Raw genomic sequence first — 24,628 nt, 5'->3', positions numbered from 1 at the left:
GGTCCGTCGTCGCGCAACCCGCGTAAAAAGGGCGGGCCCCCAGGACCGAAGTCCAGGGGGCCCGCCCTATCAGACGCTGCCGACGCCGTCGTCGTACTGGTGCTGGTGCCCGGTGCTCAGTTGTCGTCCTCGTCGATCAGGAACCCACGCATCGGCGAGGGAGCCTGACCCATCGGGGACGGGCCCTGCGGGCGGACCGGGGCCATGGGCTGGGTCATGGCCGGGGTCATCTGCTGCTGGCCGCCGTACGACGGGGCGGACGGCGAGGGGTTGCCGCCCATCGTCTGGTTGCCGCCGTAGGACGGGGCGCTCGCGCCGGCCGGGGCCATGGAGGGCGCCGGGGACGGCGGCAGCGACGCGGTGGCCGGGGTGCGCGGCGGGGCCAGCGAGTCGTCGGCCTGGGTCTCCAGCTGACGCAGCTGCGACTCCAGGTACGACTTCAGGCGCGTGCGGTACTCGCGCTCGAAGCCGCGCAGGTCCTCGACCTTGCGCTCCAGCGTGGCGCGGGCGGACTCCAGGGAGCCCATGGCGACGCGGTGCTTCTCCTGCGCGTCCCGCTCCAGGGCGTCGGCCTTGGCACGGGCGTCACGCTCCAGACCCTCGGCGCGGCTGCGGGCCTCGCCGACGATCTTGTTGGCCTCGGAGCGGGCCTCGGCGATCGCCTGGTCGGCGGTCTGCTGAGCCAGCGAGAGGACACGGGCGGCGCTGTCGCCACCGGGGCCCTGACCGGGGCCGCCCATCGGACCGCCCATGGGGCCACCCATGGGACCGCCCATCGGGCCGCCCATCTGCTGCTGCATGGGCGGCTGGCCGCCCATCGGGCCCTGACCCATCGGACCCTGGCCCATCGGACCGGGACCCTGCGGGCCGCCCTGACCGCCGGGACCGGCGGGCAGCTGCGGAGCACCGCTGGGCAGCTGGGGCGGACCACCCATGGGGCCACCCATCTGCTGCTGCGGCGGGCCCGATATCCCGGCGGGCACCGGAGCGCCGGGACCTCGCATGCCCTGCTGCTGGTGCTGCTGGTGCTGCTGCTGGTCCTGCTCCGGGGGCTTGCGCGCGTTCTGCTGGTTCTGCGCGGCGGCGCGGGTGGCCGCGGCCAGCTTGGCGCGCAGGTCCTCGTTCTCGCGGAGCAGACGGGTCAGTTCGGCTTCGACCTCGTCGAGGAAGGCATCGACCTCGTCCTCGTCATAGCCTTCTCGGAGGCGGACGGTCGTGAACTGCTTGTTCCGCACGTCCTCGGGGGTCAACGGCATCTCTTCACCTCAACGTAGTCATCGGCAGTCGGCAAGACCGGATCGTCCCCCACCCTCATCTCACGAAGCTCTGCGCAATGGAGATGAGAATGTAGACGATGATCATCAGTACGAAGAAGGACAGGTCGAGCGCCACGCCCCCGAGACGCAGCGGCGGGATGAACCGCCGCAGAAGCTTCAGCGGTGGATCGGTGACAGTGTAGGTGGCCTCCAGTACGACCACCATCGCCTTGCCGGGTTGCCACGAGCGGGCGAACTGGAAAACGTAGTCCATGACCAGCCGGAAGATGAGCACGACGAGGAACACCATCAGCGCGATGTAGATCACCTGCGCGAACACGCTCATGGCCTGTGCTTCCCTCTCCCCTGTTCCGTGCTCTTCCGTGCTTCGATCCGGTCATACGTCTCAGCTCTGGTTGAAGAACCCGCCCTCTGCGATGCGGGCCTTGTCCTCCGCCGTGACATCGACGTTAGCAGGAGACAACAGGAACACCTTCTGCGTCACCCGCTCGATACTGCCGTGAAGACCAAACACCAAACCGGCCGCAAAGTCGACAAGTCGCTTGGCGTCTGTGTCATCCATCTCAGTCAGATTCATGATCACCGGGGTGCCCTCACGGAAGTGTTCCCCGATGGTACGGGCCTCGTTGTAGGTCCGCGGGTGAAGCGTGGTGATCCGGTAAGGCTCTCGTTCCGACACGACCTTGGGCATGATCACCGGCGCGTTCTTCTCCAGGGACTGACGTTCTTGTGTGATGGATGCCACGGGCGCGATCCGCGCCGGACGTCCGGATTCCGCGGCGAGCGAAGTCGAACGGGCCATCGGTTCGCGAGGCGCGGGCGGCTGTACGATTCGCACGTCTTCGTCCCTTTGGGACTGGTGTGCGCCGTGTGACTGGTGCGACGGTTCGTGCCGTCGGTGGTCCCGCTCGGGCTCCGGGTCCAACTCGGGCTCGAAGTCGTCGTCGGGGTCGAATCCGCGGCCGTCGTACCCATCGTCCTCCACGAGGCCGAGGTAGACCGCCATCTTGCGCATCGCGCCGGCCATGCTCTGAGTCCTCCGCTCTGTGGTGGATCGACTGACGACTGCCAAGTGCCCGCGATCCACGTGGTCGTTGTGCCCGCCTTGGCGCGCATTGACCATATTTTCTGCTGTGGTCCGACTTCCTGGCGACGTTACCCGAGCCTAGGGCGGACTCCGAGTACCGCGGTGCCGACGCGCACATGTGTCGCCCCGGCGGCCACGGCCTGTTCGAGGTCCGCGCTCATCCCTGCCGACACCATGGTTGCAGCCGGATGAGCTCGGCGCAGGTCAGTCGACAAAACCATCAGGCGCTCGAACGCCGCCTGTTCGCGTCCCGCGTACTCCCCGGTGAGCGGAGCGACGGTCATCAGTCCGTCGAGCCGCAGCCCGGGCGCGCCGGCGACGAGGTCGGCCAACTCTTCGATTCCTTCCGGGGCCACGCCCCCGCGCTCGCCCCTGCCGCTCGCGCCGGCGTCGAGCGCGACCTGGATGAGACAGCCCACCTCGCGCCCCGCCCGCACCGCCTCCTTCGACAGCGCGGCGACGAGCCGGGAACGGTCGACGGACTGCACGACATCGGCGTAACCGACCACGGAACGCACCTTGTTGGTCTGCAACTGACCGACAAAGTGCCATTTCAGGGGCAGATCCGCACAGGCGGCGGCCTTCGGGGCCGCGTCCTGGTCGCGGTTCTCGGCGACATGGCGCACACCGAGTTCCGACAGGATCCGCACATCGCCGGCCGGGTAGGTCTTGGTGACCACGATCAGGGTCACCTCCTCCCGCGCGCGCCCGGCCGCCACGCACGCGGCGGTGATGCGTTCCTCCACCTTCGCCAGATTCGCGGCGAGTTCGGTCTTACGGTCCGTCATGCCCATCAGTCCAGCCAGACATAGCCCGCGAGCCGCCCGGTGGTGCGGTCACGGCGGTACGAGAAGTGGTCGCCCGACTCCAGCGTGCACACCGGCGCCTGCGCCCGGTCGCACACCCCGAGCCGGTCGAGCTGCGCGTGCACCCCGGCGCTCACATCGACCGCCGGCGTGCCCCAGCTCGTCTCGGCGTGCGCCGCCGGCTCGACGGCGGCCACCGCGGCGCGCATCGCCTCCGGCACCTCGTAGCACCGGCCGCACACGGACGGGCCGGTGCGGGCGACGATCCGGGCCGGCTCGGCGCCGAGTTCGACCATGGCCCGTACGGCGGCGGGAACGACCCCCTTGACCATGCCGGGCCGGCCGGCGTGGGCCGCTGCGGCGATCCCGGCGACCGGGTCGGCCAGCAGCACCGGCACACAGTCGGCGGTGAGGACGGCGAGGGCCAGTCCGCGCCGGGCGGTGACGATCGCGTCGACCTCCGGCACCGGACTCCCCACGCCCCACGGCTCGTCCACCACGGCGACGTCGGCGCCGTGCACCTGGTTCATCCAGACGACCCGGCCGGGGTCCAGGCCGAGCGACTTGGCCGCCAGCTCCCGGTTGCCGTGTACCGCCTCGGGGGCGTCACCGACCGCGCCGCCGAGGTTCAGCTCCTCATACGGAGCGGCGCTCACCCCGCCCCACCGGTCGGTGAAGGCGAAGTGCGCGCCGCTCACGCTCTCGCGCTGTCCTATCACTTGAGGAAGTCCGGGACGTCCAGTTCCTCGGCCGCGCTGTCCGAGTAGGTCCGGGGCGCCGGCGTCACCGGCGGGGCGACCGGGATCTCGGCCACCGGCTCGGGCGCCGGCTCCGGCTCCTCCTTCGGCTTGACGCTGCCCAGCGAGCCGAAGGACGGACGGCTCGGCTCGCTCGGCCGGGCCGGAGCAGGCTCGTCACGGCGGGCGGGGGCCGATCCGGAGGCCGTACCGAGGACGTTGTCCCGGCGGGCGGGCGGCTGGCCGCCGTCGAAGCCGGCCGCGATCACGGTGACCCGGACCTCGTCGCCGAGGGCGTCGTCGATGACCGCGCCGAAGATGATGTTGGCCTCGGGGTGGGCGGCCTCGCTGACCAGCTGGGCGGCCTCGTTGATCTCGAACAGGCCGAGGTCGGAGCCGCCGGAGATGGAGAGCAGCACGCCCCGGGCGCCGTCGATGGACGCCTCCAGCAGCGGCGAGGAGATCGCCATCTCGGCCGCGGCCACCGCGCGGTCGTCGCCGCGGGCCGAGCCGATGCCCATGAGGGCCGAACCGGCCTCGGACATGACCGACTTGACGTCGGCGAAGTCCAGGTTGATCAGACCGGGGGTGGTGATGAGGTCGGTGATGCCCTGAACACCGGAGAGCAGGACCTGGTCGGCGGACTTGAAGGCGTCCAGGACCGAGACCTGGCGGTCCGAGATGGACAGCAGCCGGTCGTTCGGGATGACGATGAGGGTGTCGACCTCTTCGCGGAGTTCTGCGATGCCGTCCTCGGCCTGGTTCGCGCGGCGCCGTCCCTCGAAGGTGAACGGGCGGGTGACCACGCCGATGGTGAGGGCGCCGAGCGAGCGCGCGATGTTGGCCACGACGGGCGCGCCGCCGGTGCCGGTGCCGCCGCCTTCACCGGCCGTCACGAAGACCATGTCGGCCCCCTTGAGGACCTCCTCGATCTCCTCGCGGTGGTCCTCGGCGGCCTTGCGGCCGACGGCCGGGTTGGCTCCGGCGCCGAGTCCGCGGGTGAGTTCGCGGCCGACGTCGAGCTTGACGTCGGCGTCGCTCATCAACAGCGCCTGTGCGTCGGTGTTGATGGCGATGAACTCGACGCCCTTGAGACCGACCTCGATCATCCGGTTGATGGCATTGACACCACCGCCGCCGACACCGATGACCTTGATGACTGCGAGGTAGTTCTGCGGTGCTGCCACGTCGAAGGCCTCTCGCCTCGAATTACGTTGTCGCCGCCGTGCGGTGCCCCGCGCCGGGACGACGGATGCCGAATGGGACGGTCCGTAGCGCCGACCCGAACCCTAACCCTGAAGTTTAGGGTTACCAGTGTGTCTGTTCCCTGGAGTCTTCTGAACAGGACACTAAGTCGACAAGCCGCGCCCGTTCAACGAACACGCCGAACCTCCCGTTTTTCTTTTCACCCTATGTGATCAGCCGTAGCAGTGCCCAACCAGGGTGCTGGCCTGCGCGAATGTGCGTCAACTCCCCGATGACGCAGGGGCGGTGGGGGCGCTGACGTCGAAGTGCCGCGCGCCGGGAGATGCTTTCATGAGAGCCGTGAGGGCCCGTGCCTTGGCGCGGCCCTGTTCGCCGCTGCCCCACGCGACGGTGCGGCCGTCGGCCAACTCCAGCGTGATGTCGTCGTAGGTGCGCACGTGGACGGCCCGGGCGCTCTTCGCCACGGCGGCCGGCAGATCCCCCGCGACCCGGACCGCCTCGCGCACCAGCCGGTCGACGCCGAAGCGCCGGAAGCTGGCGGCGCCCGAACCCGTCCGGGACGCGGACAACTCCAGCATCGGAACGCCATTTCGCGCCTGCGCGACCGTGGCGAACCGGACACCGTCGTCGTCGACTTCGACGAAGTTCGCGCCCTTTCGGATCAGCAGAACCGGAGTGCGCTCGATCACTTTCAGGCCGATTCCATGCGGCCAGGAACGAACCACATCTACCGTGTCAATTCGGGGCAATTTCCGACGAAGTCGGGCTTCGATGACATCCGTGTCGACGGAAATCATCGGTTTTCCGACAGGCGCGGCCGCCGCCTCACGCACCTCGGCCGGGGTCAGCACGCGCGTGCCCGACACCGAGACGTGCTCGACGCGCAGCCACGTGGAGCCGTACAACGCCCAGGCCGAACCGGCTCCGAGGAGCACGAGAAGGGCGACCAGGGCGACGATCGCACGAAGGCGGCGCCGGTTGAGCCCGCGGACGAGCGGCGGGCCGGACGACTCCTGCTGGCGTTCACCGCGCTCGGCGGTGGAGGGTCCGGCCACGCTGCTCACTGCCCTTTCGTCATACGGTCCTATCGGCGCGAGGCGATCGCCTCGTACACCATGCCGACGAGCAGGTCGTCGGCGTCCCGGCGGCCGAACTCGCCTGCCGCGCGGGACATCTCGTACAGCCGGTGCGGGTCGGCGAGCACGGGCAGCACGTTCTGCTGCACCCACTCGGGGGTCAGGTCCGCGTCGTCGACGAGGAGTCCGCCGCCGGCCTTGACCACCGGCTGGGCGTTGAGCCGCTGTTCGCCGTTGCCGATGGGCAGCGGGACGTACGCGGCCGGGAGTCCGACGGCGGAGAGTTCGGCGACGGTCATCGCGCCCGCGCGGCAGAGCATCATGTCGGCCGCCGCGTACGCGAGGTCCATCCGGTCCAGGTAACTTACCGGGATATAGGGCGGCATTCCCGGCATCTGGTGCACCTGCGGCAGTTCGTTCTTCGGGCCGACCGCGTGCAGGATCTGGATGCCGGCCTGCTGGAGCCAGGGGGCGACCGCCTGCGTCACCTCGTTCAGCCGCCGGGCGCCCTGCGAGCCGCCGGAGACGAGCAGTGTGGGCAGGTTGGGGTCGAGACCGAAGCGATGGCGGGCCTCGGGCCGGACGGCGGCGCGGTCCAGCGTGGCGATGGAGCGGCGCAGCGGGATGCCGATGTAGCGGGCGTCACGCAGCTTGCTGTCCGGGGTGGAGACGGCGACCCGGGCCGCGTACCGCGAGCCGATCTTGTTGGCCAGGCCCGGGCGGGCGTTGGCCTCGTGGATCACGATGGGCACGCCGAGGCGCTTGGCGGCCAGATAGCCGGGCAGGGCGACATAGCCGCCGAAGCCGACCACGCAGTCCGCCTTGGTGCGCTCCAGGATCTGCTCGGCGGCCTTGATCGTGCCGCGCAGCCGGCCCGGGACGGTGATCAGCTCGGGGGTGGGCTTGCGGGGCAGCGGCACCGCAGGGATCAGCGCCAGCTCGTAACCGCGCTCCGGGACGAGCCGGGTCTCCAGGCCGCGCTCCGTGCCCAGGGCCGTGATCCCCACGGTCGGGTCCTGCCTGCGCAGGGCGTCCGCGAGGGCGAGCGCGGGCTCGATGTGGCCGGCGGTCCCCCCACCGGCGAGTACGACATGCACCGAAATTCACCGCTCTCCGGACGAGCGCGCCGCCGAGGCACGCCGTCGCATCGTGTTCCATCTCCGAGGCCCCCGCTCGGCACCGGGGCCTCCCGCCCGCTTTCTACCAAAGCGAGGTTGCCGCATCGCAAGCGCTGCCCGCGCAGCGGGCTCGTCGCGCGCGAAGGCGATCAGCAGCCCGATGGCGAACATGGTCGGCAGCAGGGCGGACCCTCCGTAGGAGAACAGCGGGAGGGGGACACCGGCGATCGGCAGCAGACCGAGCACCGCACCGATGTTGATCACCGCCTGGGCGGTGATCCAGGTGGTCACGCCTCCCGCGGCATACCTCACGAAGGGGTCCTCCGTGCGTCCGGCCACGCGGATACCCGCATAGCCTAGAGCCGCGAAGAGGGCGAGCACCGACAGCGTCCCCGCCAGGCCCAGTTCCTCACCGGTGACGGCGAAGATGAAGTCGGTGTGGGCTTCCGGGAGTTGGCCCCATTTTTCCACACTCGCACCCAGTCCGGAACCGAAGAGTCCGCCGGAGGCCAGGGCGTAGATGCCGTGCACGGCCTGCCAGCAGTCGGCGACCCCGGCCTTGGGCTCGGTGGCGCCGATGCAGGCGAGGCGGGCCATCCGGTTGGGGCTCGTCTTGATGAGCGTCACACCGATCAGGCCGGCGACGGACAGCACGCCGGCGAACAGCCGGGTCGGCGCGCCCGCCAGCCAGAGCAGGCCGAAGAGGATCGCCGTGAGGATGATCGCGGTGCCCATGTCACCGCCGAGCATGATCAGCCCGAGCAGCAGGAAGGCCACCGGGACCAGCGGCACCAGCATGTGCTTCCACTGCGTCAGCAGTTTCCTCTCCTGCTTGCGCGCGATCAGGTCCGCGCCCCACAGCACCAGGGCGAGCTTGCCGAACTCGCTGGGCTGGATCTGGAAGGAACCGCCGAGGGAGATCCAGTTCTGGTTGCCGTTGACCGCCATCCCTATCCCGGGCACCTGCACCAGGGCCATCAGGAAGACGGCGCCGGCGAGGATCGGGTAGGCCAGTGCCCGGTGCAGCTTCACCGGCATGCGGGAGGCGGCGAACAGCAGTGCGCCGCCGATGAGCGCGGCGAGGAACTGCTTGCGGAAGAAGTACGACCCGGGCAGCGACAGCTGGAGCGCGGTGATCTGGGAGGCCGAGTAGACCATCACCAGGCCCAGCACGGTGATCAGCACACTGCCGCCGAGAATCAGGTAGTAGGCGGTCAGCGGCCGGTCCCAGGCCCTGCGCGCGCGCGTGCAGAGCCGCTGTACGGGGTTCTCGCGCGGGGGCCGGGGAACGGCGGAACGCGGGCGCCGGGACGCCCGCTGCACGGGTGGCCGGCCGGTACGGCTACTGGGCATCGGCGCCTCCGCTGAACGTCGACCGTCCCACGCGTCCCTCCCAAGTTCCGCCCGGCAGGCGGCCGGGGTCAGGCGCCGAGTTCGCGGACCGCCGCCGCGAACGCGTCACCGCGCTGGTTGTAGTTGGTGAACATGTCCATGGAGGCGCAGGCCGGGGCCAGCAGCACCGTGTCGCCGGGCTGAGCCAGCCGCTTCGCTTCCGTCACCGCCTGGAGCATCGCCCCAGTGTCGGTCCGGTCGAGGTCGACCACGGGTACTTCCGGCGCGTGTCGCGCGAGGGCGTCCCGGATCAGGGCGCGATCGGCACCGATCAGGACGACACCGCGAAGTCGCTTTGCCGACTTGGCGACCAGCTCGTCGAAGGTCGCGCCCTTCGCCAGACCGCCCGCAATCCATACGATCGGTTCATATGACGCCAACGAGGCTTCCGCGGCATGGGTGTTGGTCGCCTTGGAGTCGTCCACGTACGCGACACCGTCGATGTCGGCGACGTGCGTGATGCGGTGGGCGTCCGGCCGGAAGGCCCGCAGACCGTCCCGTACGGCGCTCGCGGGCACGCCGAAGGCACGCGCGAGGGCCGCGGCGGCAAGGGCGTTGGCGATGTTGTGCGGCGCGGGCGGGTCGACGTCGGAGACCTCGGCCAGCTCCTGCGCGTTCTTCTGCCGGTTCTCCACGAAGGCCCGGTCGACCAGGATGCCGTCCACGACGCCGAGTTGGGAGGGCCCGGGCGTGCCGAGCGTGAACCCGACGGCGCGGCAGCCCTCTTCGACGTCGGCCTCGCGCACCAGGTCCTCGGTGGCCTTGTCGGCGACGTTGTAGACGCAGGCGACCTTGTTGCCCTCGTAGATACGGCCCTTGTCGCGCGCGTACGCCTCCATGGAGCCGTGCCAGTCCAGGTGGTCCGGCGCGAGGTTGAGGACCACCGCGGAGTGCGCGCGCAGGGAGGGCGCCCAGTGGAGCTGGTAGCTGGACAGCTCCACGGCGAGGACGTCGTAGCGCTCCTCGCCGAGGACCGCGTCCAGCAGGGAGACGCCGATGTTGCCCACGGCGGCCGTGCGCAGGCCCGCCGCCTTCAGGATGGAGGCGAGCATCTGGACGGTCGTGGTCTTGCCGTTGGTGCCCGTCACGGCCAGCCACGGGGCCGCGTCGGGGCCGCGCAGCCGCCAGGCCAGCTCCACGTCGCCCCAGACCGGCACACCGGCCTTCCCGGCGGCGAGGAACAGCGGCTTGTCGGGCTTCCAGCCGGGCGCGGTGACGATCAGCTCGGTGCCCTCCGGCAGGGTCTCGCCGTCGCCGAGGCGCACGGTGATGCCGAGCGCCTCCAGTTCCGCGGCCTGTTCCCGCGCGCGTGCGTCGTCGCCGTCGTTGACGACCGTGACGATCGCCCCGCGCGCGTGCAGCACTTTCGCCGCCGGGACGCCGGAGACGCCGAGCCCGGCGACGGTGATGCGCTTGCCCTGGAAGTCGGAAGGCCCAGAAGGCACCGAGGAGGTCACTTGTCCGCTGCCCATCCCGCGTAGAAGAGGCCCAGTCCGACGATCACACAGATGCCCTGGATGATCCAGAATCGGACCACCACCAGGACCTCGGACCAGCCCTTGAGTTCGAAGTGGTGCTGGAGCGGTGCCATCCGGAAGACGCGCTTGCCGGTGAGCCGGAAGGAGCCGACCTGGATGACGACCGACATGGTGATGAGGACGAACAGGCCGCCCATGATGGCCACCAGCAGCTCCGTGCGGGAGAGGATGGCCAGGCCGGTGAGGACACCGCCGAGGGCGAGCGAGCCGGTGTCGCCCATGAAGATCTTCGCCGGCGAGGTGTTCCACCACAGGAAGCCGAGGCAGGCACCCATCAGCGCGGAGGCGACGACCGCGAGGTCGAGCGGGTCGCGCACCTCGTAGCAGGCGCCCGGGTTGGTCAGGGTGCCCGCGTTGGCGCAGGACTCCTGGAACTGCCAGACGCCGATGAACGTGTAGGCGCCGAAGACGAGCACGGAGGCGCCGGTGGCCAGACCGTCCAGACCGTCGGTGAGGTTCACGCCGTTCGACATCGCGAGGATCATGAACAGCGCCCAGACGACGAACAGCACCGGGCCGATCGACCAGCCGAAGTCGGTGATGAACGACAGCTTCGTGGACGCCGGGGTGTTGCCGCGCGCGTCGGCGAACTGCAGCGACAGCACCGCGAAGGCGATGCCGACGATCAGCTGGCCGGCCATCTTCGCCTTGGCCCGCAGGCCCAGCGAGCGCCGCTTGACGATCTTGATGTAGTCGTCGAGGAAGCCGACCAGGCCCATGCCGACCATCAGGCCCAGGACCAGGACGCCGGAGAGGGTCGGACTGGCCGTCTTGTCGGTGGTCCAGCTGGTGAGGACCTTGGACAGGAAGTAGGCGGCGACGGTCGCCAGGATGAACGCGATACCGCCCATGGTCGGCGTGCCGCGCTTGCTGGCGTGCTCGCGCGGGCCGTCGTCACGGATGTACTGGCCGTACCCCTTGCGGGCGAGAAGCTTGATCAGCAGCGGGGTGCCGATCAGCGTCAGGAAGAGGCCGATGACGCCCGAGAACAGGATCTGCTTCATCATCGGGCATCAACCCCACGCCCGGCACCGGTCTCGACGAGCGCCTGGGCGACGCTCTCCAGACCCACCGACCGGGACGCCTTCACCAGCACGACGTCCCCCGGGCGCAACTCGCTGCGCAACAGGTCGATCGCCGCCTGTGCGTCGGACACGTGCACCGACTCCTCACCCCACGAACCCTCGTTATATGCGCCCAATTGCAGCCAGGAGGCCTCAATCCCCCCGACGGCGACGAGCTTGCTGACGTTGAGCCGGACGGCGAGCCGTCCGACGGCGTCGTGCTCGGCGAGCGCCTCGTCCCCCAGCTCGGCCATCTTGCCGAGCACCGCCCACGTGCGGCGCCCCTTGCCCATGGCCGCGAGCGCCCTGAGGGCGGCCCGCATGGACTCGGGGTTGGCGTTGTAGGCGTCGTTGACGATGGTCACGCCGTCCGGGCGCTCGGTGACCTCCATGCGCCAGCGGGAGAGGGAGCCCGCCTCGGAGAGCGCGGTGGCGATCTCTTCCGCGGACATGCCCAGCTCATGGGCGACGGCGGCCGCGGCGAGCGCGTTCGACACGTGGTGCTCACCGTACAGGCGCATCGTCAGATCGCTTGCACCGGAGGGTGTGTGAAGCCTGAACGAGGGCTGTCCGCTGTCCGTGAGTCGTACGTTCTCGGCCCGTACGTCCGCTTCGGCCGACTCTCCGAAAAGGACCACCTTCGCCTTGGTACGGGAGGCCATGGCCCGCACCAGCGGGTCGTCGGCGTTGAGGATCGCCGTACCGCCCTCCTCCGCGGCGGGAAGGGCCTCGACGAGTTCGCCCTTGGCCTGGGCGATCTGCTCGCGTCCGCCGAACTCGCCGATGTGGGCGGTGCCGACGTTGAGCACCAGGCCGATCCTCGGCGGGGTGAGGCCGGTGAGGTAGCGGATGTGCCCGATGCCGCGGGCACCCATCTCCAGCACGAGGAACCGTGTCTCCTCGGTGGCGGACAGGGCGGTCAGCGGCAGCCCGATCTCGTTGTTGAGCGAGCCGGGTGTGAACACCGTCGGCGCCTTGCGCTGGAGCACCTGGGCGATGAGGTCCTTGGTGCTGGTCTTGCCGGCCGAGCCGGTCAGGGCGACGAGGGTCGCGCCGAGCCGGCGTACGACGTGCCGGGCGAGGGCGCCGAGGGCCGTCTGGACGTCCTCGACGACGATCGCGGGGACGCCGACCGGGCGGGAGGCCAGCACGGCGACCGCGCCGGCCTCGACCACCTGCGGTGCGTAGTCGTGGCCGTCCACGCGCTCGCCGACGAAGGCGGCGAACAGGCTGCCGGGCACCACCTCGCGGGAGTCCCGGACGACCGGCCCCGTGACCTGCACGGAAGGATCCGGTATGTCGTGCGTCTGCCCGCCGACGACTGCTGCGATCTCGGCGAGGGAGAGGGCGATCACAAGTTCATCCCCTGGGTCTTCTGGATTTTCATCCCTGGGTCTTCTGGATAGCTTCGCGAAGGACCTGGCGGTCGTCGAAGGGACGGACCACACCCGCGATGTCCTGGCCCTGCTCGTGGCCCTTGCCCGCGACCAGCACCGTGTCGCCGGCCTGGGCGCGGCCCACGGCGGCGGCGACGGCGGCGGCCCGGTCCTCGAAGAGGAGCACCTCGCCACGCTCGTGCGCGGGCACGGAGGCCGCGCCCTGGAGCATGGTCGCGAGGATCGCGAGCGGGTCCTCGGAGCGGGGGTTGTCGGAGGTCAGTACGGCCGTGTCGGCGAGCCGGGCCACGGCGGCGCCCATCGGGGCGCGCTTGGTCTGGTCACGGTCGCCGCCGCAGCCGAGGACGACGTGCAGCCGCCCCTTGGTGACCTTGCGCAGCGCCTTGAGCACCGACTCGACGGCGTCGGTCTTGTGGGCGTAGTCGACCACCGCGAGGTAGGGCTGGCCGGCGTCGACGCGCTCCAGGCGGCCCGGGACGCCCGGGACGGCGGCGATGCCGTCGGCGGCGGTCTGCGGGTCGAGGCCGGCCGCGGCGAGGGCGACGATGGCGGCGAGGGTGTTCGCCACGTTGAAGGGGCCCGGCAGCGGCGACTTGGCGTGTACGCGCTCGCCGCCCGGGCCGAGGACGGTGAACGTCGAGTCCATGGGGCCGACCTGGACGTCCTCGGCGCGCCAGTCGGCGTCGGGGTGGCCCTCGGCGGAGAAGGTGACGACCGGCACGGTCGCCTCCTTCGCGAGCCGGCGGCCGTACTCGTCGTCGGCGTTGACCACGCCGAGTTTGCTGCGCTTCGGCGTGAACAGCTGCGCCTTGGCCCGGAAGTAGTCCTCCATGTCGGAGTGGAACTCCATGTGTTCCGGGCTGAGGTTGGTGAAGACGGCGATGTCGAAGACGCAGCCGTCGACCCGGCCGAGGACCAGGGCGTGGCTGGACACCTCCATGGCGACCGCGTCGACGCCCCCTTCGCGCATGACGGCGAACAGGGCCTGGAGGTCGGTGGCTTCGGGGGTGGTGCGCTCGGACTTGATGCGCTCGTCGCCGACGCGGATCTCGACGGTGCCGATGAGACCGGTCGAACGGGCGGTCTTCAGGCCGCCTTCCACCAGGTAGGCGGTGGTGGTCTTGCCGGAGGTGCCGGTGATGCCGATCTGGAGCAGGTCGCGGCCCGGGTGGCGGTAGATCGTGGCCGCCAGCTCTCCCATCCGGCCGCGCGGGTCCTCGACCACCAGGACGGGCAGCCCGGACGCGGCGGCGCGCTCGGCGCCCGTGGGGTCGGTGAGCACGGCGACGGCGCCCAGGCTCGCGGCCTGGGTGACGAAGTCGGCGCCGTGCAGCCGGGCGCCCGGGAGGGCGGCGTACAGGTCACCGGGGCGGACGGCGCGCGAGTCGTGGGTGATCCCCGTGACCTCGGCGGCGGCTTCCGGCGCGGTGACACCCAGCTGGCCGGCGAGCTCCGCGAGGGGTGTGGCGGGGAGCGTCGTCGGCCGGGGCAGTCCCGGATATGTCACGGGTTGGCCCTTCTGGGTGGTCTGGGACTGATCAGCGTGTGGCACGGCGGTGAGCGTACCGGGCGCACCCGCTCCGGAGCGAAGTGAGGGCCTGTGGGCGCCTTGGTTCCCGGGGTCCGGGGTGATCGTTGTCACGAGCTGGTTCCTGGTGTTTCCGAGGTGCTGATCAGGGCTTGTAGTCGACGGGCAGGCTGGCGGCCTTCGCGCCGGTCGGGGGGACCTGGAGGGTCTTCAGGGCGAACTCCATCACCTGCTTGTAGATGGGGGCGCAGATCTGGCCGCCGAAGTAGCTGCCCGAGGTGGCGTTCTGGATGGCGCAGTAGACGGTGATCCGCGGGTTGTCGGCGGGGGCGAAGCCGGCGAAGGACGAGGTGTAGCCGTGGTAGCGGCCGGTGACCGGATCCACGCGGTTGGCCGTGCCGGTCTTGCCCGCGACCCGGTACCCGGGGATGCGGGCCTTGATGCCGGTGCCCTGCCCGTCGTCGACGACGGACTCCAGCATCCGCGCGAGGCTCTTGGCGGTCTTCTCGCTGACGACCCGTGTCTGCTCGGGCTTCGGCGCCGGGGTGAAGCGGCCGTCGGCGCCCTTGGTGCCGCGCACCAGGGTCGGCTGGACGCGGACGCCGCCGTTGGCGATGGTCGAGTACACGGAGGCGGCCTGCATCGCGTTGATGGAGAAGCCCTGGCCGAAAGGGATCGTGTACTGCTGCGAGGTGGACCACTTCTGCGGCGGCGCGAGGATGCCGGCGGTCTCCCCGGGGAAGCCGAGGCCGGTGGGGCTGCCGATGCCGAACTTGCGCAGGTACGAGTAGAGGACCTTGTTGGTCTCGGGCTGGGTCTTGCCGAGTTCGCCGGTGGCCAGGATGGTGCCGATGTTGCTCGACTTGGCGAGCACGCCGTTGAGGGTCAGGTACCAGGTGGCGTGGTCGATGTCGTCCTGGAAGAGCCGGTCGCCGCGGTGCAGCCGGTTGGGTACGACGACATGGGTGAGCGGGGTCGCGACGTTCCGCTCCAGCACGGCCGCCATCGACATCACCTTCGCGGTGGAGCCGGGCTCGTAGGCGTCCTGGACGGCCGCGTTGCCCATGGCGTCGCCGTCGGCCTTCGACAGGTCGTTGGGATCGAAGCCGGGCGAGTTGGCCATGGCCAGGATCTGGCCGGTGCGGGTGTCCTGGACGATGACGTAGCCCCGGTCCGCCCTGGACGTCTTCACCTGCTCGCTGATCGCGTTCTGCGCGGCCCACTGGATGTCGCGGTCGATGGTCAGCTCGACGTCGGAGCCGGGCACGGCGGGGGTCTCGGTGGACCCGGCCGTCGGCACCTGGCGCCCGCCGGCCTGGGCGTAGCGGACCTTGCCGTCCTTCCCGCTGAGCTGCTTGTTCAGCTGCTGCTCGATGCCGCCGCCGCCCCGGCCGTCGGCGTTGACCCAGCCCAGTATCCCGGCGGCCAGATCGCCGTTGGGGTACACGCGCTGGCTGCTGGGGTCCGCGAAGACACCGGCCAGCACGTTGACGGTGGCGCGGTCCGTCTCCGACTTGTTGGTGAGCGCGGTCTTCAGGTCCTTGATCTGCTTCCAGACCTGCGGGGTCTGCCGGGTGGCGAGCCGGGTGTAGCGGGAGTTCTCGTTGGCGGGGCGCAGCTTCTTGACGAGCGTGGCCTGGTCCTGGCCGAGGATCGGGGCGAGCAGCGCGGCGGCCTGCTCCGGACCGTCGGAGATCTTCAGCTGCGCGCGGCTGAACATCGTCGGGTCGGCCGTGATGTCGTACGCGTCCTCGCTGACGGCGAGGGCGACGCCGTTGCGGTCGGTGATCTCGCCGCGCTCGGCGGCCAGTGTGTGCACCACGTACCGGTTCTGTTCGGCCCGCGCCGTGTAGGAACTCGCGTCGACGGCCTGGACCTGGAGCAGCCGCACCACGAAGGCGAGCAGCACGAGGGTCAGGGCGAGGCTGACCAGGCGCAGCCGGGGCCGGGGGCTGCCGAGCCGGAGGGGGCGCGACACCGGGGGCCGGGCCCCGCCGGAGCGGCGGACCGGCCGGGCACCGGGCCCGGGCTGCCGCCGGACGGCACCCCGGGGCCGGGGAGGCTTGGCGGGCCCGGGCACACGGCGGCGCGGCGGTTCCCTGTCGGACACTTCCGTCACCTGCCGGGGGTAGGGGTGGGCTGGGGGATCGAGAACGGCGTCATCGCGCCTGCCGGGGCACGAGTCCGGGCCGCTCGCCGCCGGACGACCGGACATCGCCGCCTCGCGCGCGGGGCCGGCCGTCCCTGACATCCGGACCGGCCGCCGCCACCGCGGTCACCGGAGCGCGGCGCGTTCCGGGCCGGCCGGCATCGGATGGCGCACAGCGGCGGGCGCGGGGAGCGGTGTCCGCCCGGCGCCGGCGGGCCGGGGTACGCGGGCCCGGGCACACGGCGGCGCGGCGGTTCCCTGTCGGACACTTCCGTCACCTGCCGGGGGTAGGGGTGGGGATGGGCTGGAGGGTGGCGGGCGCCGCGGGGGGCGCGGCTGCCGGGTCGCCCGGGGGCTGGGGCGGCACGGCGGGGGCCGGGGCGATGGGCGGGACGGTGGAGACAGCGGCGTCGGCCGGGGTCATCGGCTCGGAGGCGGCCGGGGTGAGCGGGCCGGGGCCGGCCGGGGCCGTGAGGGCCGCGGGCGCGGGGGCGGCGACGCCGGGGACGCCCTTGACGGTGCCGTCGGGGCCGAGGAAGGCCGGGTCACCGCCGGGGACCATGCCGAGTTCGCGGGCGCGGCGCTGCAGGGCGTCCGGGGACGAATAGGCGTCGATGTCCCGCTGGAGTGCCTGTTCCTCGTCGGTGAGGTTCTGCGTCTGCTTCTGCAGGTCGGCGAGTTTGAACGAGCCTTCGCTGAGCGCGGAGTTCAGCACCAGCAGCCCGATGAGGCCGCCGCCGAGGAGCACGACGACGAGCAGGACGAACGGGGTGCGGGCCGCCCGGGCGCGACCGGCCGGGAAGAGCCGGGCGAGCCGGGCGGCCCTCCCCTTCAGTTCGGGTTTCCTGCTCACTGCTCCCCCGGTGCGTGCGGGACACCGCTCCCCCGGTGGGCGGGGGAACCCTTCCGACCCGTCTCGCTCACTCGACGTCCTCCCGGATGCGCTCGGCACCCCGCAGTCTGGCCGGTGCGGCCCGGCGGTTCTCGGCGATCTCTTCCTCGGTGGGAAGTTCGGCACCACGGGTGAGCAGCTTGAGCCGCGGCTGGTACCGCTCGGGCACGACGGGCAGCCCGGGCGGCGCGGTGGACGTGGCCCCGGCCGCGAACACCTGCTTGACGAGCCGGTCTTCGAGCGAGTGGTACGACAGCACGGCGATGCGCCCGCCGACGTCCAGGGCCTTCACGGCGGCCGGGATCGCCCGCTCCAGGACGGACAGTTCGCCGTTGACCTCGATGCGCAGCGCCTGGAAGGTGCGCTTGGCCGGATTGCCGCCGGTGCGCTTGACGGCCTGCGGCAGCGCGTCCCGGATGAGGTCCACGAGCCGCGCGCTGTTGCTGAACGGCTCCTTCTCGCGCTCCCGGACGATCGCGGCGACGATCCGCTTGGCCTGCTTCTCCTCGCCGTACGCCCGCAGGATCCGCACGAGTTCGCCGGCCGGGTAGGTGTTGAGGACCTCGGCGGCGCTGATCCCGGTCGTCTGGTCCATGCGCATGTCCAGGGGCGCGTCCTGCGCGTAGGCGAAGCCCCGGTCGGCCTCGTCCAGCTGCATGGAGGAGACGCCGAGGTCGAACAGCACGCCCTGCACGCGCGCGATGCCGAGCCGGTCCAGCACCTCGGGCAGCTCGTCGTACACGGCGTGCACGAGGGTGGCGCGGTCCCCGTAGGGAGCCAGCCGCTCACCGGACAGGCGCAGCGCCTCCTTGTCCCGGTCGAGGCCGATCAGCCGCGCCTCGGGGAACCGGCCGAGCAGTGCCTCGCTGTGCCCGCCGAGGCCGAGGGTGCAGTCGACGACCACCGCGCCCGGCTGCTCCAGGGCGGGCGCCAGCAGATCCAGGCACCGCTGGAGCATCACCGGGACGTGTCGACTCTGGCTCAAGGGGGCCTCTCAGGATCCGGCGCAGGATACGCACCGCCACGGGTCCCCGCCAGCTCGTGAAGGGGCGGCCTGCCGGCGCCGGAAGCGTCAGCCGACCGGGAGCGGGAGGAGGCCGAGCCGTACGTACGCGCCGCGCGCGTGGGGAGACGGTCCGGGCACATGCCGGGGTCTCCGGGGGTTTCACCAGCAGGAAGAGCCACGCCTCCCGCTTCGCGCCACTTTAGTCCACCCTGTCTCGCGGTCAATCAACCGGCCTGCGCGTCGCGCACCGCGCGCGGAGCGGGGCGGTCATTCGAACGGATTCATCCGTCCGGTCGGGTTTGCCCTCCGTGTGGGTTAGCTCACAACACGCCACGATGACGATTTTTGTCCCCTCTCACAGCACGCCGGAACCTCGCGTGACCAGTAACGTCGTCATCATGACGACTTCTGCAGCAGTGCCCACTGGATCCGAAGGCGCCATAACGGCCGGCGACACCGTGACCGACCGCCTCGTGGAGGCCAACCGGCGGTACGCCGAAGCGTTCACGGACCCCGGCATGGACGCCCGCCCCGTTCTCCACGTCGCCGTCGTCGCGTGCATGGACGCCCGCCTCGACCTGCACAAGGCCCTCGGCCTGCAGCTCGGCGACTGCCACACGATCCGCAACGCGGGCGGTGTGGTCACCGACGACGTCATCCGGTCGCTGACCATCAGCCAGCACAAGCTCGGCACCCGCAGCATCGTGCTCATCCACCACACCGGCTGCGGCCTGGAGGCCCTCACCGAGGACTTCCGCACCGAGCTGGAGATGGAGGTCGGCCAGCGGCCGTCCTGGGCGGTGGAGTCCTTCCGGGACGTGGACCAGGACGTGCGCCAGTCCATGCAGCGGGTGCGCACCTCGCCGTTCCTGCTGCACACCGACGACGTCCGCGGCTTCGTCTTCGACGTGCGCACCGGTCTGCTGCGCGAGGTCGACCCGGCCTGATCCGGGGCACCGGCCCACCGCCCCGGAACACATCCCGCCGCCCCCGTATCGAAAACGCGGTCGAAAATCCGTAAGACCGGCATTGTGGGGGCAGTTGTCCACAGGCGAGTGACACGAATCGGTAACGGCAGCAAGAATGCGGGGTGTGACGTCACGCGGAACCTTTCCCGCGTGGTGTCCGTGTTTCGGGGTGGGCCGGTTTCGCACGAGAGCGTCGGCCCGGAAAGAACGGGCCGAGGAGGGCCGGGTGACGACCTATGACGATCGAGCGAGCTTCACTGATCTGACCGCAACGGTGGAGCGGGTACGCGGTTCGGTGGAGGGCGTGATCGAGGGCAAGCCCGAGGTCGTACGGCTCGCGCTGACCGTGCTGCTCGCCGAGGGCCACCTGCTGATCGAGGACGTCCCCGGGGTGGGCAAGACGATGCTCGCCAAGGCGCTGGCGCGGTCCATCGACTGCTCGGTGCGGCGCATCCAGTTCACACCGGACCTGCTGCCCTCGGACATCACGGGCGTGTCGATCTGGGACCAGCAGCGCCGGGACTTCGAGTTCAAACCGGGCGCCATCTTCGCGCAGATCGTGATCGGCGACGAGATCAACCGCGCCTCGCCCAAGACGCAGTCCGCGCTGCTGGAGTCGATGGAGGAGCGGCAGGTCACCATCGACGGGCAGACGTACGAACTGCCCAGCCCCTTCATGGTGGTGGCCACCCAGAACCCGGTCGAGATGGAGGGCACCTACCCGCTGCCCGAAGCCCAGCGCGACCGCTTCATGGCCCGCGTCTCCGTCGGCTACCCGAGCGTGGAGGCCGAGTTGCAGATGCTCGACATCCACGGCGGCGTCAGCCCGCTGGAGGACCTCCAGCCGGTGGCGCACGCGCACGAGATCGTGAAGCTGATCGAGGCGGTGCGCGGGGTGCACGTCGCCGAGCCGGTCCGGCGCTACGCGGTCGAACTGGTCGCCGCCACGCGCACCCACCCCGACCTCAGACTCGGCGCCTCCCCGCGCGCGACCCTGCACCTGCTGCGCGCGGCCAAGGCGTCCGCGGCCCTGGCCGGCCGGGAGTACGCGCTGCCGGACGACGTGCAGGCGCTCGCCGTCGCCGTCCTCGCCCACCGTCTGCTGCCCACCGCGCAGGCCCAGCTGAACCGCCGCACGGCCGAGCAGGTGGTGCTGGAGATCCTCCAGCACACCCCGGTGCCCACCGCCCAGGCCCCCGCGCCGCAGAACGGCTTCGGCGGTCTGGGCCGGAACGTCCCGGCCTATCCCCAGCAGCCCCCGCGGGGCCTGTGATGAGTTCCTGGGGGGCCGGGCCGGCGGAGGCCGACCGCGGGGAGGCGGGCGGGATCCGTACGGCCCTGGCGGGTCTCACCACCCGGGGCCGCTCCTTTCTCGCGGCCGGGATCGCCGCCGCGATCTGCTCGTTCGTGCTGGGCCTGAGCGAGCTGCTGCGGGTCGGCCTGCTGCTCGCCGTGCTGCCCCTGATCTGCGCGGCCGTGCTGTACCGCACGCGCTACCGGGTGGCCGCGAGCCGCCGCCTCGCCCCCGCGCGCGTCCCCGCCGGCAGCGAGGCGCGGGTCCACCTGCGCATGGACAACGTCTCCCGGCTGCCCACCGGGCTGCTGATGCTCCAGGACCGGGTGCCGTACGTCCTCGGGCCGCGGCCCCGCTTCGTGCTGGACCGGGTCGAGCCGGGCGGCCGCCGTGAGGTGTCCTACCGGGTCCGCTCCGACCTGCGGGGCCGCTATCCGCTCGGCCCGCTCCAGCTGCGGCTCACCGACCCCTTCGGCATGTGCGAGCTGACCCGCTCCTTCTCGACGTACGACACCCTGACGGTCATCCCGCGCGTGGAGCCGCTGTCCCCGGTCCGCTTCGGCGGCGAGGCCAAGGGGTACGGCGACGGGCGGCAGCGCTCGCTGGCCCTCGCCGGCGAGGACGACGTCATCCCGCGCGGCTACCGCTACGGCGACGACCTGCGCCGGGTGCACTGGCGGTCCACCGCGCGCTACGGCGAGCTGATGGTGCGCCGCGAGGAGCAGCCCCGGCGCTCCCGGTGCACCGTGCTCCTGGACACCCGCGGCGGCGCCTACGAGGGCGCGGGCCCGGACTCGGCCTTCGAGTGGGCCGTCTCCGGTGCCGCCTCCGTGCTGGTGCACATGCTGGAGCGCGGCTTCTCGGTACGGCTGCTGACCGACAGCGGCAGCGCGGTGCCCGGCGAGGGTGCCGACGGGTTCGCGGGCACCGGCCAGGAGACGGCGGACGCGGCCGGACTGATGATGGACACCCTCGCGGTGATCGACCACTCCGACGGCACCGGGCTGTCCCGGGCGTACGACGTGCTGCGCGGCGGCAACGAGGGTCTGCTGATCGCCTTCCTCGGCGACCTGGACGAGGAGCAGGCCACGACGGTCGCCAAGATGAGCCGGCGCAGCGGCGGCGCCGTCGCCTTCGTCCTGGACCCCGACACCTGGACCCGGGAGGCGACCGACGTGCCCCGGCCGGGCGACCGGCACGAGGAGCGGCTGCGGATGCTGCGCGAGGCGGGCTGGACGGCGCTGAGCGTGCCGCGCGGAGCCTCGCTGGACGAACTGTGGCGGCAGGCGGACCGGGAGCGCTCCGGGCTGACCGCCGTGACCGGGGAGGCACGGGGATGAGCGGGCGGGCACGACTGGCACTGTGCGCGGCGGCGGCCACCCTGATGACCTCCTGCGCGCTGCTGCCGCTGGTCACCGAGCCGACCTGGCTGCTGCAACTGGTCCCGCTGGTGGCCATCCAGACCGGGGTGGGCGCGGCGGCCCGGCGGGTGCCGCTGGGCCGGACACTGACCGTGGCGGCACAGGCGCTGGTCACCCTGGTACTGCTGACCCTGGTCTTCGCCCGGGGGCACGCGCTCGCCGGGCTGATCCCCGGCCCGGACACCTTCCGGTACTTCGCCGACCTGCTCCAGCAGGGCACGGACGACGTCAGCCGGTACGCGACACCGGCGCCGGTCACCGACGGCATCAGGCTGATGCTGATCGGCGGCGCGCTGCTGATCGGCCTGCTGGTGGACACGCTCGCGGTGACCCTCCGCAGCGCGGCCCCGGCCGGGCTGCCGCTGCTCGCGCTGTACTCGGTGGCCGCGGGCCTGTCCGGCGGCGGCGCGGACTGGCTGTGGTTCCTGGTGGCGGCGGCCGGCTATCTGATGCTGCTGCTCGCGGAGGGCCGGGACCGGCTCGCCCAGTGGGGCCGGGTCTTCGGCGGCGCGCCCCGCACCCCGGGCGGCCCGGAGGGCGCCGTGGCTCCGGTGCGCACCGGACGCCGGATCGGCGCGGTCGCGCTCGGCGTGGCCCTGGTGGTGCCGCTCGCCCTGCCCACGATCGACGGCGGCCTGCTGGACGCCGCGGGCACCGGCGTGGGAGTGGGCAACGGCAACGGGGGCACGATCTCCGCGGTCAACCCGCTGGTGTCGCTGCGCGACAACCTGAACACGAACGACGACCGCCAGGTGCTGACGCTGCGGACGGACACGAACGACATCTCCGACCTGTACCTGCGGATCGTCTCCCTCGACGACTTCGACGGGACCACCTGGAAGCCGGCCCAGCGGCACATCGTCGGCGTGCCGGACAAGCTCCCCACCCCCATCGGCCTGGGCTCGGACGTCAAGCGCGGCAAGGTGACGACGACCGTCACGGCGGCGGACTGGTACGCGCAGGACTGGCTGCCGATGCCCTACCCGCCGAGCGATGTGAAGATCAGCGGCCGGTGGCGGTACGAGCCCGTCGGGATGACCCTCGTCGGCGACCGCGGCCAGACCACGCGCGGCGAGACCTACCAGGTGACCAGCCTGGACGTGCAGCCGACGGCGGAGCAGCTGGCCGGCGCGCCGCAGCCGCCGGCCGCCCTGAGGCGCGAGTACACCAAGGTGCCGTCGTCGCTTCCGAAGGTGGTGGCCCGCACCGCGCAGGAGATCACGGCGGACGCGAGCAGTCACTACGAGGAAGCCGTCAAGCTCCAGGACTGGTTCGCGGTCAACGGGGGCTTCCAGTACGACACCTCGGTGGAGGTGGGCCGCGGTCCCGGCGCCATAGCGAACTTCCTGAAGAAGAAGCAGGGCTTCTGCGTCCACTTCTCCTTCGCGATGGCGGCGATGGCCCGCACCCTCGGCATCCCGGCCCGGGTCGCGGTGGGCTTCGCGCCTGGCACCCCCCAGGCCGACGGCACGGTCGCGGTGAACCAGAAGGACGCGCACGCGTGGCCCGAGCTGTACTTCGAGGGGGTGGGCTGGACCCGCTTCGAACCGACCCCCACCCGGGGCACCACGCCGTCGTACACCCAGTCGGACACGCCCGGCAGCTCGCTGCCTCAGGAGGCGCTGCCGTCCAAGGGCGCGTCCTCGGCGCCCTCGGCGGCGGCCTCGCCGAGCGAGAGCTGCGCCGGTGAGCTGCGCAAGCTCCAGGCCTGCGGCAGTCCGTCCGCGGCGGCGGTCCCGCACCACGAGGACGGCGGCGACGGCTGGTGGCGGTGGCCGCTGATCGGGCTGGGCGCGCTGCTGGTCCTGGCGGTGCCGCTGTCGCCGCTGCTGTGGCGGGAGCGGATGCGCGGGCGCCGGCTGGGCGGGCACGCCCGGACGGCGGGGGGCGGGGCGGCGCACACCCTGGCGGCCTGGCAGGAGCTGACCGACAGCGCCTGGGACCACGGCATCGCGCCGGACGAGTCGCTGACTTTGCGCAAGGCCGCCGACCGGATCGTCCGGCTCGGCCATCTCGATCCGGCGACCGGGGCCGCCGTGCACCGGGTGGCGGACGCGGTGGAGCAGGTGCTCTACGCGCCCCGGCCGCGCCCGGCGGCGGGGACGGCCCAGGACGTGCGCCGGGTGATCGAGGGGCTGCGGGCCACGGTGAGCACCGGGACGCGGCTGCGGGCACGGTTCCTGCCCCCCTCTTCGGTCCGGGTGCTGTGGACGGTGTCGGCCCGCTGGTCGGCCCTGCGCACCCGGGCCGCGGCGGCCCGCCCTACACTGCGCCGGCCGTCCGACCAGCGAGGCTGAACGCACACGGCAGCGCGCCAGCGGGGCGGGCTGTGCGCGCGCCAGCGCGGCCGAGCGACGCGGCACGGCAGCCCGGCGGGGGTACGCAGTGCGGCCGAGCGATGCGGCGCGGCAGTGCGGCTGGGACACGCAGCGAGGTTGAGCGGTACGGCGGAGCGGCGCGGAACGGCAGCCCGGCTGGGGCTCGCAGTGCGGCGGAGCGACGCGGCACGGCAGTGCGGCAGCGGGGCGGGCTGAGCGCGCGCCAGTGCGGCCGAGCGACGCGGCACGGCAGCCCCGCTGGGGCACGCGTGCACCGTGAGGGCGGCTGAGCATGCGTGAGGGGCGGCCACCGGCTGGTGGCCGCCCCTCACGTATGTCTGCTCGTCCGGCGCC

General features: G+C 71.8%; 20 protein-coding genes. 4 read left to right on the top strand and 16 right to left on the bottom strand.

Going from position 1 to position 24,628, the window contains the following annotated elements; all coding sequences use genetic code 11:
* Positions 1 to 116: 116 nt before the first annotated feature.
* The 16 genes from AB0L21_RS00400 to rsmH form a co-directional block, all read right to left on the bottom strand.
* Positions 117 to 1,256: a DivIVA domain-containing protein gene (locus AB0L21_RS00400; protein ID WP_365698669.1), complete on the bottom strand. Its 1,140-nt coding sequence runs from the start codon at positions 1,254 to 1,256 to the stop codon at positions 117 to 119.
* 55 nt (positions 1,257 to 1,311) lie between these two features.
* Entirely contained in the window at positions 1,312 to 1,602 is a 291-nt protein-coding gene (locus AB0L21_RS00395; protein ID WP_059248823.1) for a YggT family protein, read from the bottom strand.
* Between the two features lie 60 nt (positions 1,603 to 1,662).
* Positions 1,663 to 2,304 (bottom strand): cell division protein SepF, encoded by a 642-nt coding sequence (sepF, locus tag AB0L21_RS00390; protein ID WP_365698668.1) that lies wholly within the window; start codon positions 2,302 to 2,304, stop codon positions 1,663 to 1,665.
* Positions 2,305 to 2,432: 128 nt separating this feature from the next.
* Positions 2,433 to 3,152: a YggS family pyridoxal phosphate-dependent enzyme gene (locus AB0L21_RS00385; RefSeq protein ID WP_365698957.1), complete on the bottom strand. Its 720-nt coding sequence runs from the start codon at positions 3,150 to 3,152 to the stop codon at positions 2,433 to 2,435.
* Positions 3,153 to 3,157: 5 nt separating this feature from the next.
* Positions 3,158 to 3,889 (bottom strand): peptidoglycan editing factor PgeF, encoded by a 732-nt coding sequence (gene pgeF / locus AB0L21_RS00380; protein ID WP_365781350.1) that lies wholly within the window; start codon positions 3,887 to 3,889, stop codon positions 3,158 to 3,160.
* A complete protein-coding gene (gene ftsZ, locus AB0L21_RS00375) occupies positions 3,886 to 5,094 on the bottom strand; it encodes a cell division protein FtsZ (protein ID WP_365698666.1) in 1,209 nt (402 codons plus the stop codon). The genes pgeF and ftsZ overlap by 4 nt, the downstream gene beginning before the upstream one ends.
* A 279-nt stretch (positions 5,095 to 5,373) precedes the next feature.
* Positions 5,374 to 6,168 (bottom strand): FtsQ-type POTRA domain-containing protein, encoded by a 795-nt coding sequence (locus AB0L21_RS00370; RefSeq protein ID WP_365781645.1) that lies wholly within the window; start codon positions 6,166 to 6,168, stop codon positions 5,374 to 5,376.
* A 29-nt stretch (positions 6,169 to 6,197) separates the two neighbouring features.
* Positions 6,198 to 7,286 carry an undecaprenyldiphospho-muramoylpentapeptide beta-N-acetylglucosaminyltransferase gene (gene murG, locus AB0L21_RS00365; protein WP_365698665.1) on the bottom strand — a complete coding sequence of 363 codons (1,089 nt, stop codon included), beginning with the start codon at positions 7,284 to 7,286 and terminating at the stop codon, positions 6,198 to 6,200.
* Positions 7,287 to 7,292: 6 nt separating this feature from the next.
* Entirely contained in the window at positions 7,293 to 8,660 is a 1,368-nt protein-coding gene (ftsW, locus tag AB0L21_RS00360) for a putative lipid II flippase FtsW (RefSeq protein ID WP_365781348.1), read from the bottom strand.
* A gap of 68 nt (positions 8,661 to 8,728) precedes the next feature.
* Complete coding sequence (gene murD / locus AB0L21_RS00355) at positions 8,729 to 10,171, bottom strand: UDP-N-acetylmuramoyl-L-alanine--D-glutamate ligase (protein WP_365698663.1); 1,443 nt, start codon at positions 10,169 to 10,171, stop codon at positions 8,729 to 8,731.
* Positions 10,153 to 11,241, bottom strand: coding sequence for a phospho-N-acetylmuramoyl-pentapeptide-transferase (mraY, locus tag AB0L21_RS00350; protein WP_365698955.1), 1,089 nt, complete (start codon positions 11,239 to 11,241; stop codon positions 10,153 to 10,155). The genes murD and mraY overlap by 19 nt, the downstream gene beginning before the upstream one ends.
* Positions 11,241 to 12,656 (bottom strand): UDP-N-acetylmuramoyl-tripeptide--D-alanyl-D-alanine ligase, encoded by a 1,416-nt coding sequence (gene murF, locus AB0L21_RS00345; RefSeq protein WP_365698662.1) that lies wholly within the window; start codon positions 12,654 to 12,656, stop codon positions 11,241 to 11,243. The genes mraY and murF overlap by 1 nt, the downstream gene beginning before the upstream one ends.
* Positions 12,657 to 12,684: 28 nt before the next feature.
* A complete protein-coding gene (locus AB0L21_RS00340) occupies positions 12,685 to 14,340 on the bottom strand; it encodes a UDP-N-acetylmuramoyl-L-alanyl-D-glutamate--2,6-diaminopimelate ligase (RefSeq protein ID WP_365698661.1) in 1,656 nt (551 codons plus the stop codon).
* Between the two features lie 31 nt (positions 14,341 to 14,371).
* Positions 14,372 to 16,336 (bottom strand): penicillin-binding protein 2, encoded by a 1,965-nt coding sequence (locus AB0L21_RS00335; protein WP_365698660.1) that lies wholly within the window; start codon positions 16,334 to 16,336, stop codon positions 14,372 to 14,374.
* Positions 16,337 to 16,649: 313 nt separating this feature from the next.
* Entirely contained in the window at positions 16,650 to 17,228 is a 579-nt protein-coding gene (locus AB0L21_RS00330; RefSeq protein WP_365781346.1) for a septum formation initiator family protein, read from the bottom strand.
* Positions 17,229 to 17,295: 67 nt separating this feature from the next.
* Positions 17,296 to 18,252 (bottom strand): 16S rRNA (cytosine(1402)-N(4))-methyltransferase RsmH, encoded by a 957-nt coding sequence (rsmH, locus tag AB0L21_RS00325; protein WP_365781344.1) that lies wholly within the window; start codon positions 18,250 to 18,252, stop codon positions 17,296 to 17,298.
* A gap of 419 nt (positions 18,253 to 18,671) precedes the next feature.
* Between rsmH and AB0L21_RS00320 the strand changes: the two genes are divergently transcribed.
* The 4 genes from AB0L21_RS00320 (at position 18,672) to AB0L21_RS00305 (ending at position 24,253) form a co-directional block, all read left to right on the top strand.
* The gene (locus tag AB0L21_RS00320) at positions 18,672 to 19,220 is read left to right on the top strand and encodes a carbonic anhydrase (RefSeq protein ID WP_365698657.1); all 549 of its coding nucleotides are present in this window, start codon (positions 18,672 to 18,674) and stop codon (positions 19,218 to 19,220) included.
* A 247-nt stretch (positions 19,221 to 19,467) separates the two neighbouring features.
* Positions 19,468 to 20,514, top strand: coding sequence for a MoxR family ATPase (locus AB0L21_RS00315; RefSeq protein ID WP_365698656.1), 1,047 nt, complete (start codon positions 19,468 to 19,470; stop codon positions 20,512 to 20,514).
* On the top strand, positions 20,514 to 21,875 hold the full coding sequence (locus AB0L21_RS00310; RefSeq protein WP_365698655.1) for a DUF58 domain-containing protein: 1,362 nt from the start codon (positions 20,514 to 20,516) through the stop codon (positions 21,873 to 21,875). The genes AB0L21_RS00315 and AB0L21_RS00310 overlap by 1 nt, the downstream gene beginning before the upstream one ends.
* Entirely contained in the window at positions 21,872 to 24,253 is a 2,382-nt protein-coding gene (locus AB0L21_RS00305; RefSeq protein WP_365781342.1) for a DUF3488 and transglutaminase-like domain-containing protein, read from the top strand. Before AB0L21_RS00310 ends, AB0L21_RS00305 begins: the two co-directional genes overlap by 4 nt.
* Positions 24,254 to 24,628: the final 375 nt, after the last annotated feature.

It is taken from the genome of Streptomyces sp. NPDC052721, from assembly GCF_040678315.1.
Classification (GTDB): Bacteria; Actinomycetota; Actinomycetes; order Streptomycetales; family Streptomycetaceae; genus Streptomyces.
The sequence above is the reverse complement of the archived record's forward strand: the minus strand, read 5'-3'. Positions and strand labels throughout refer to the sequence as shown.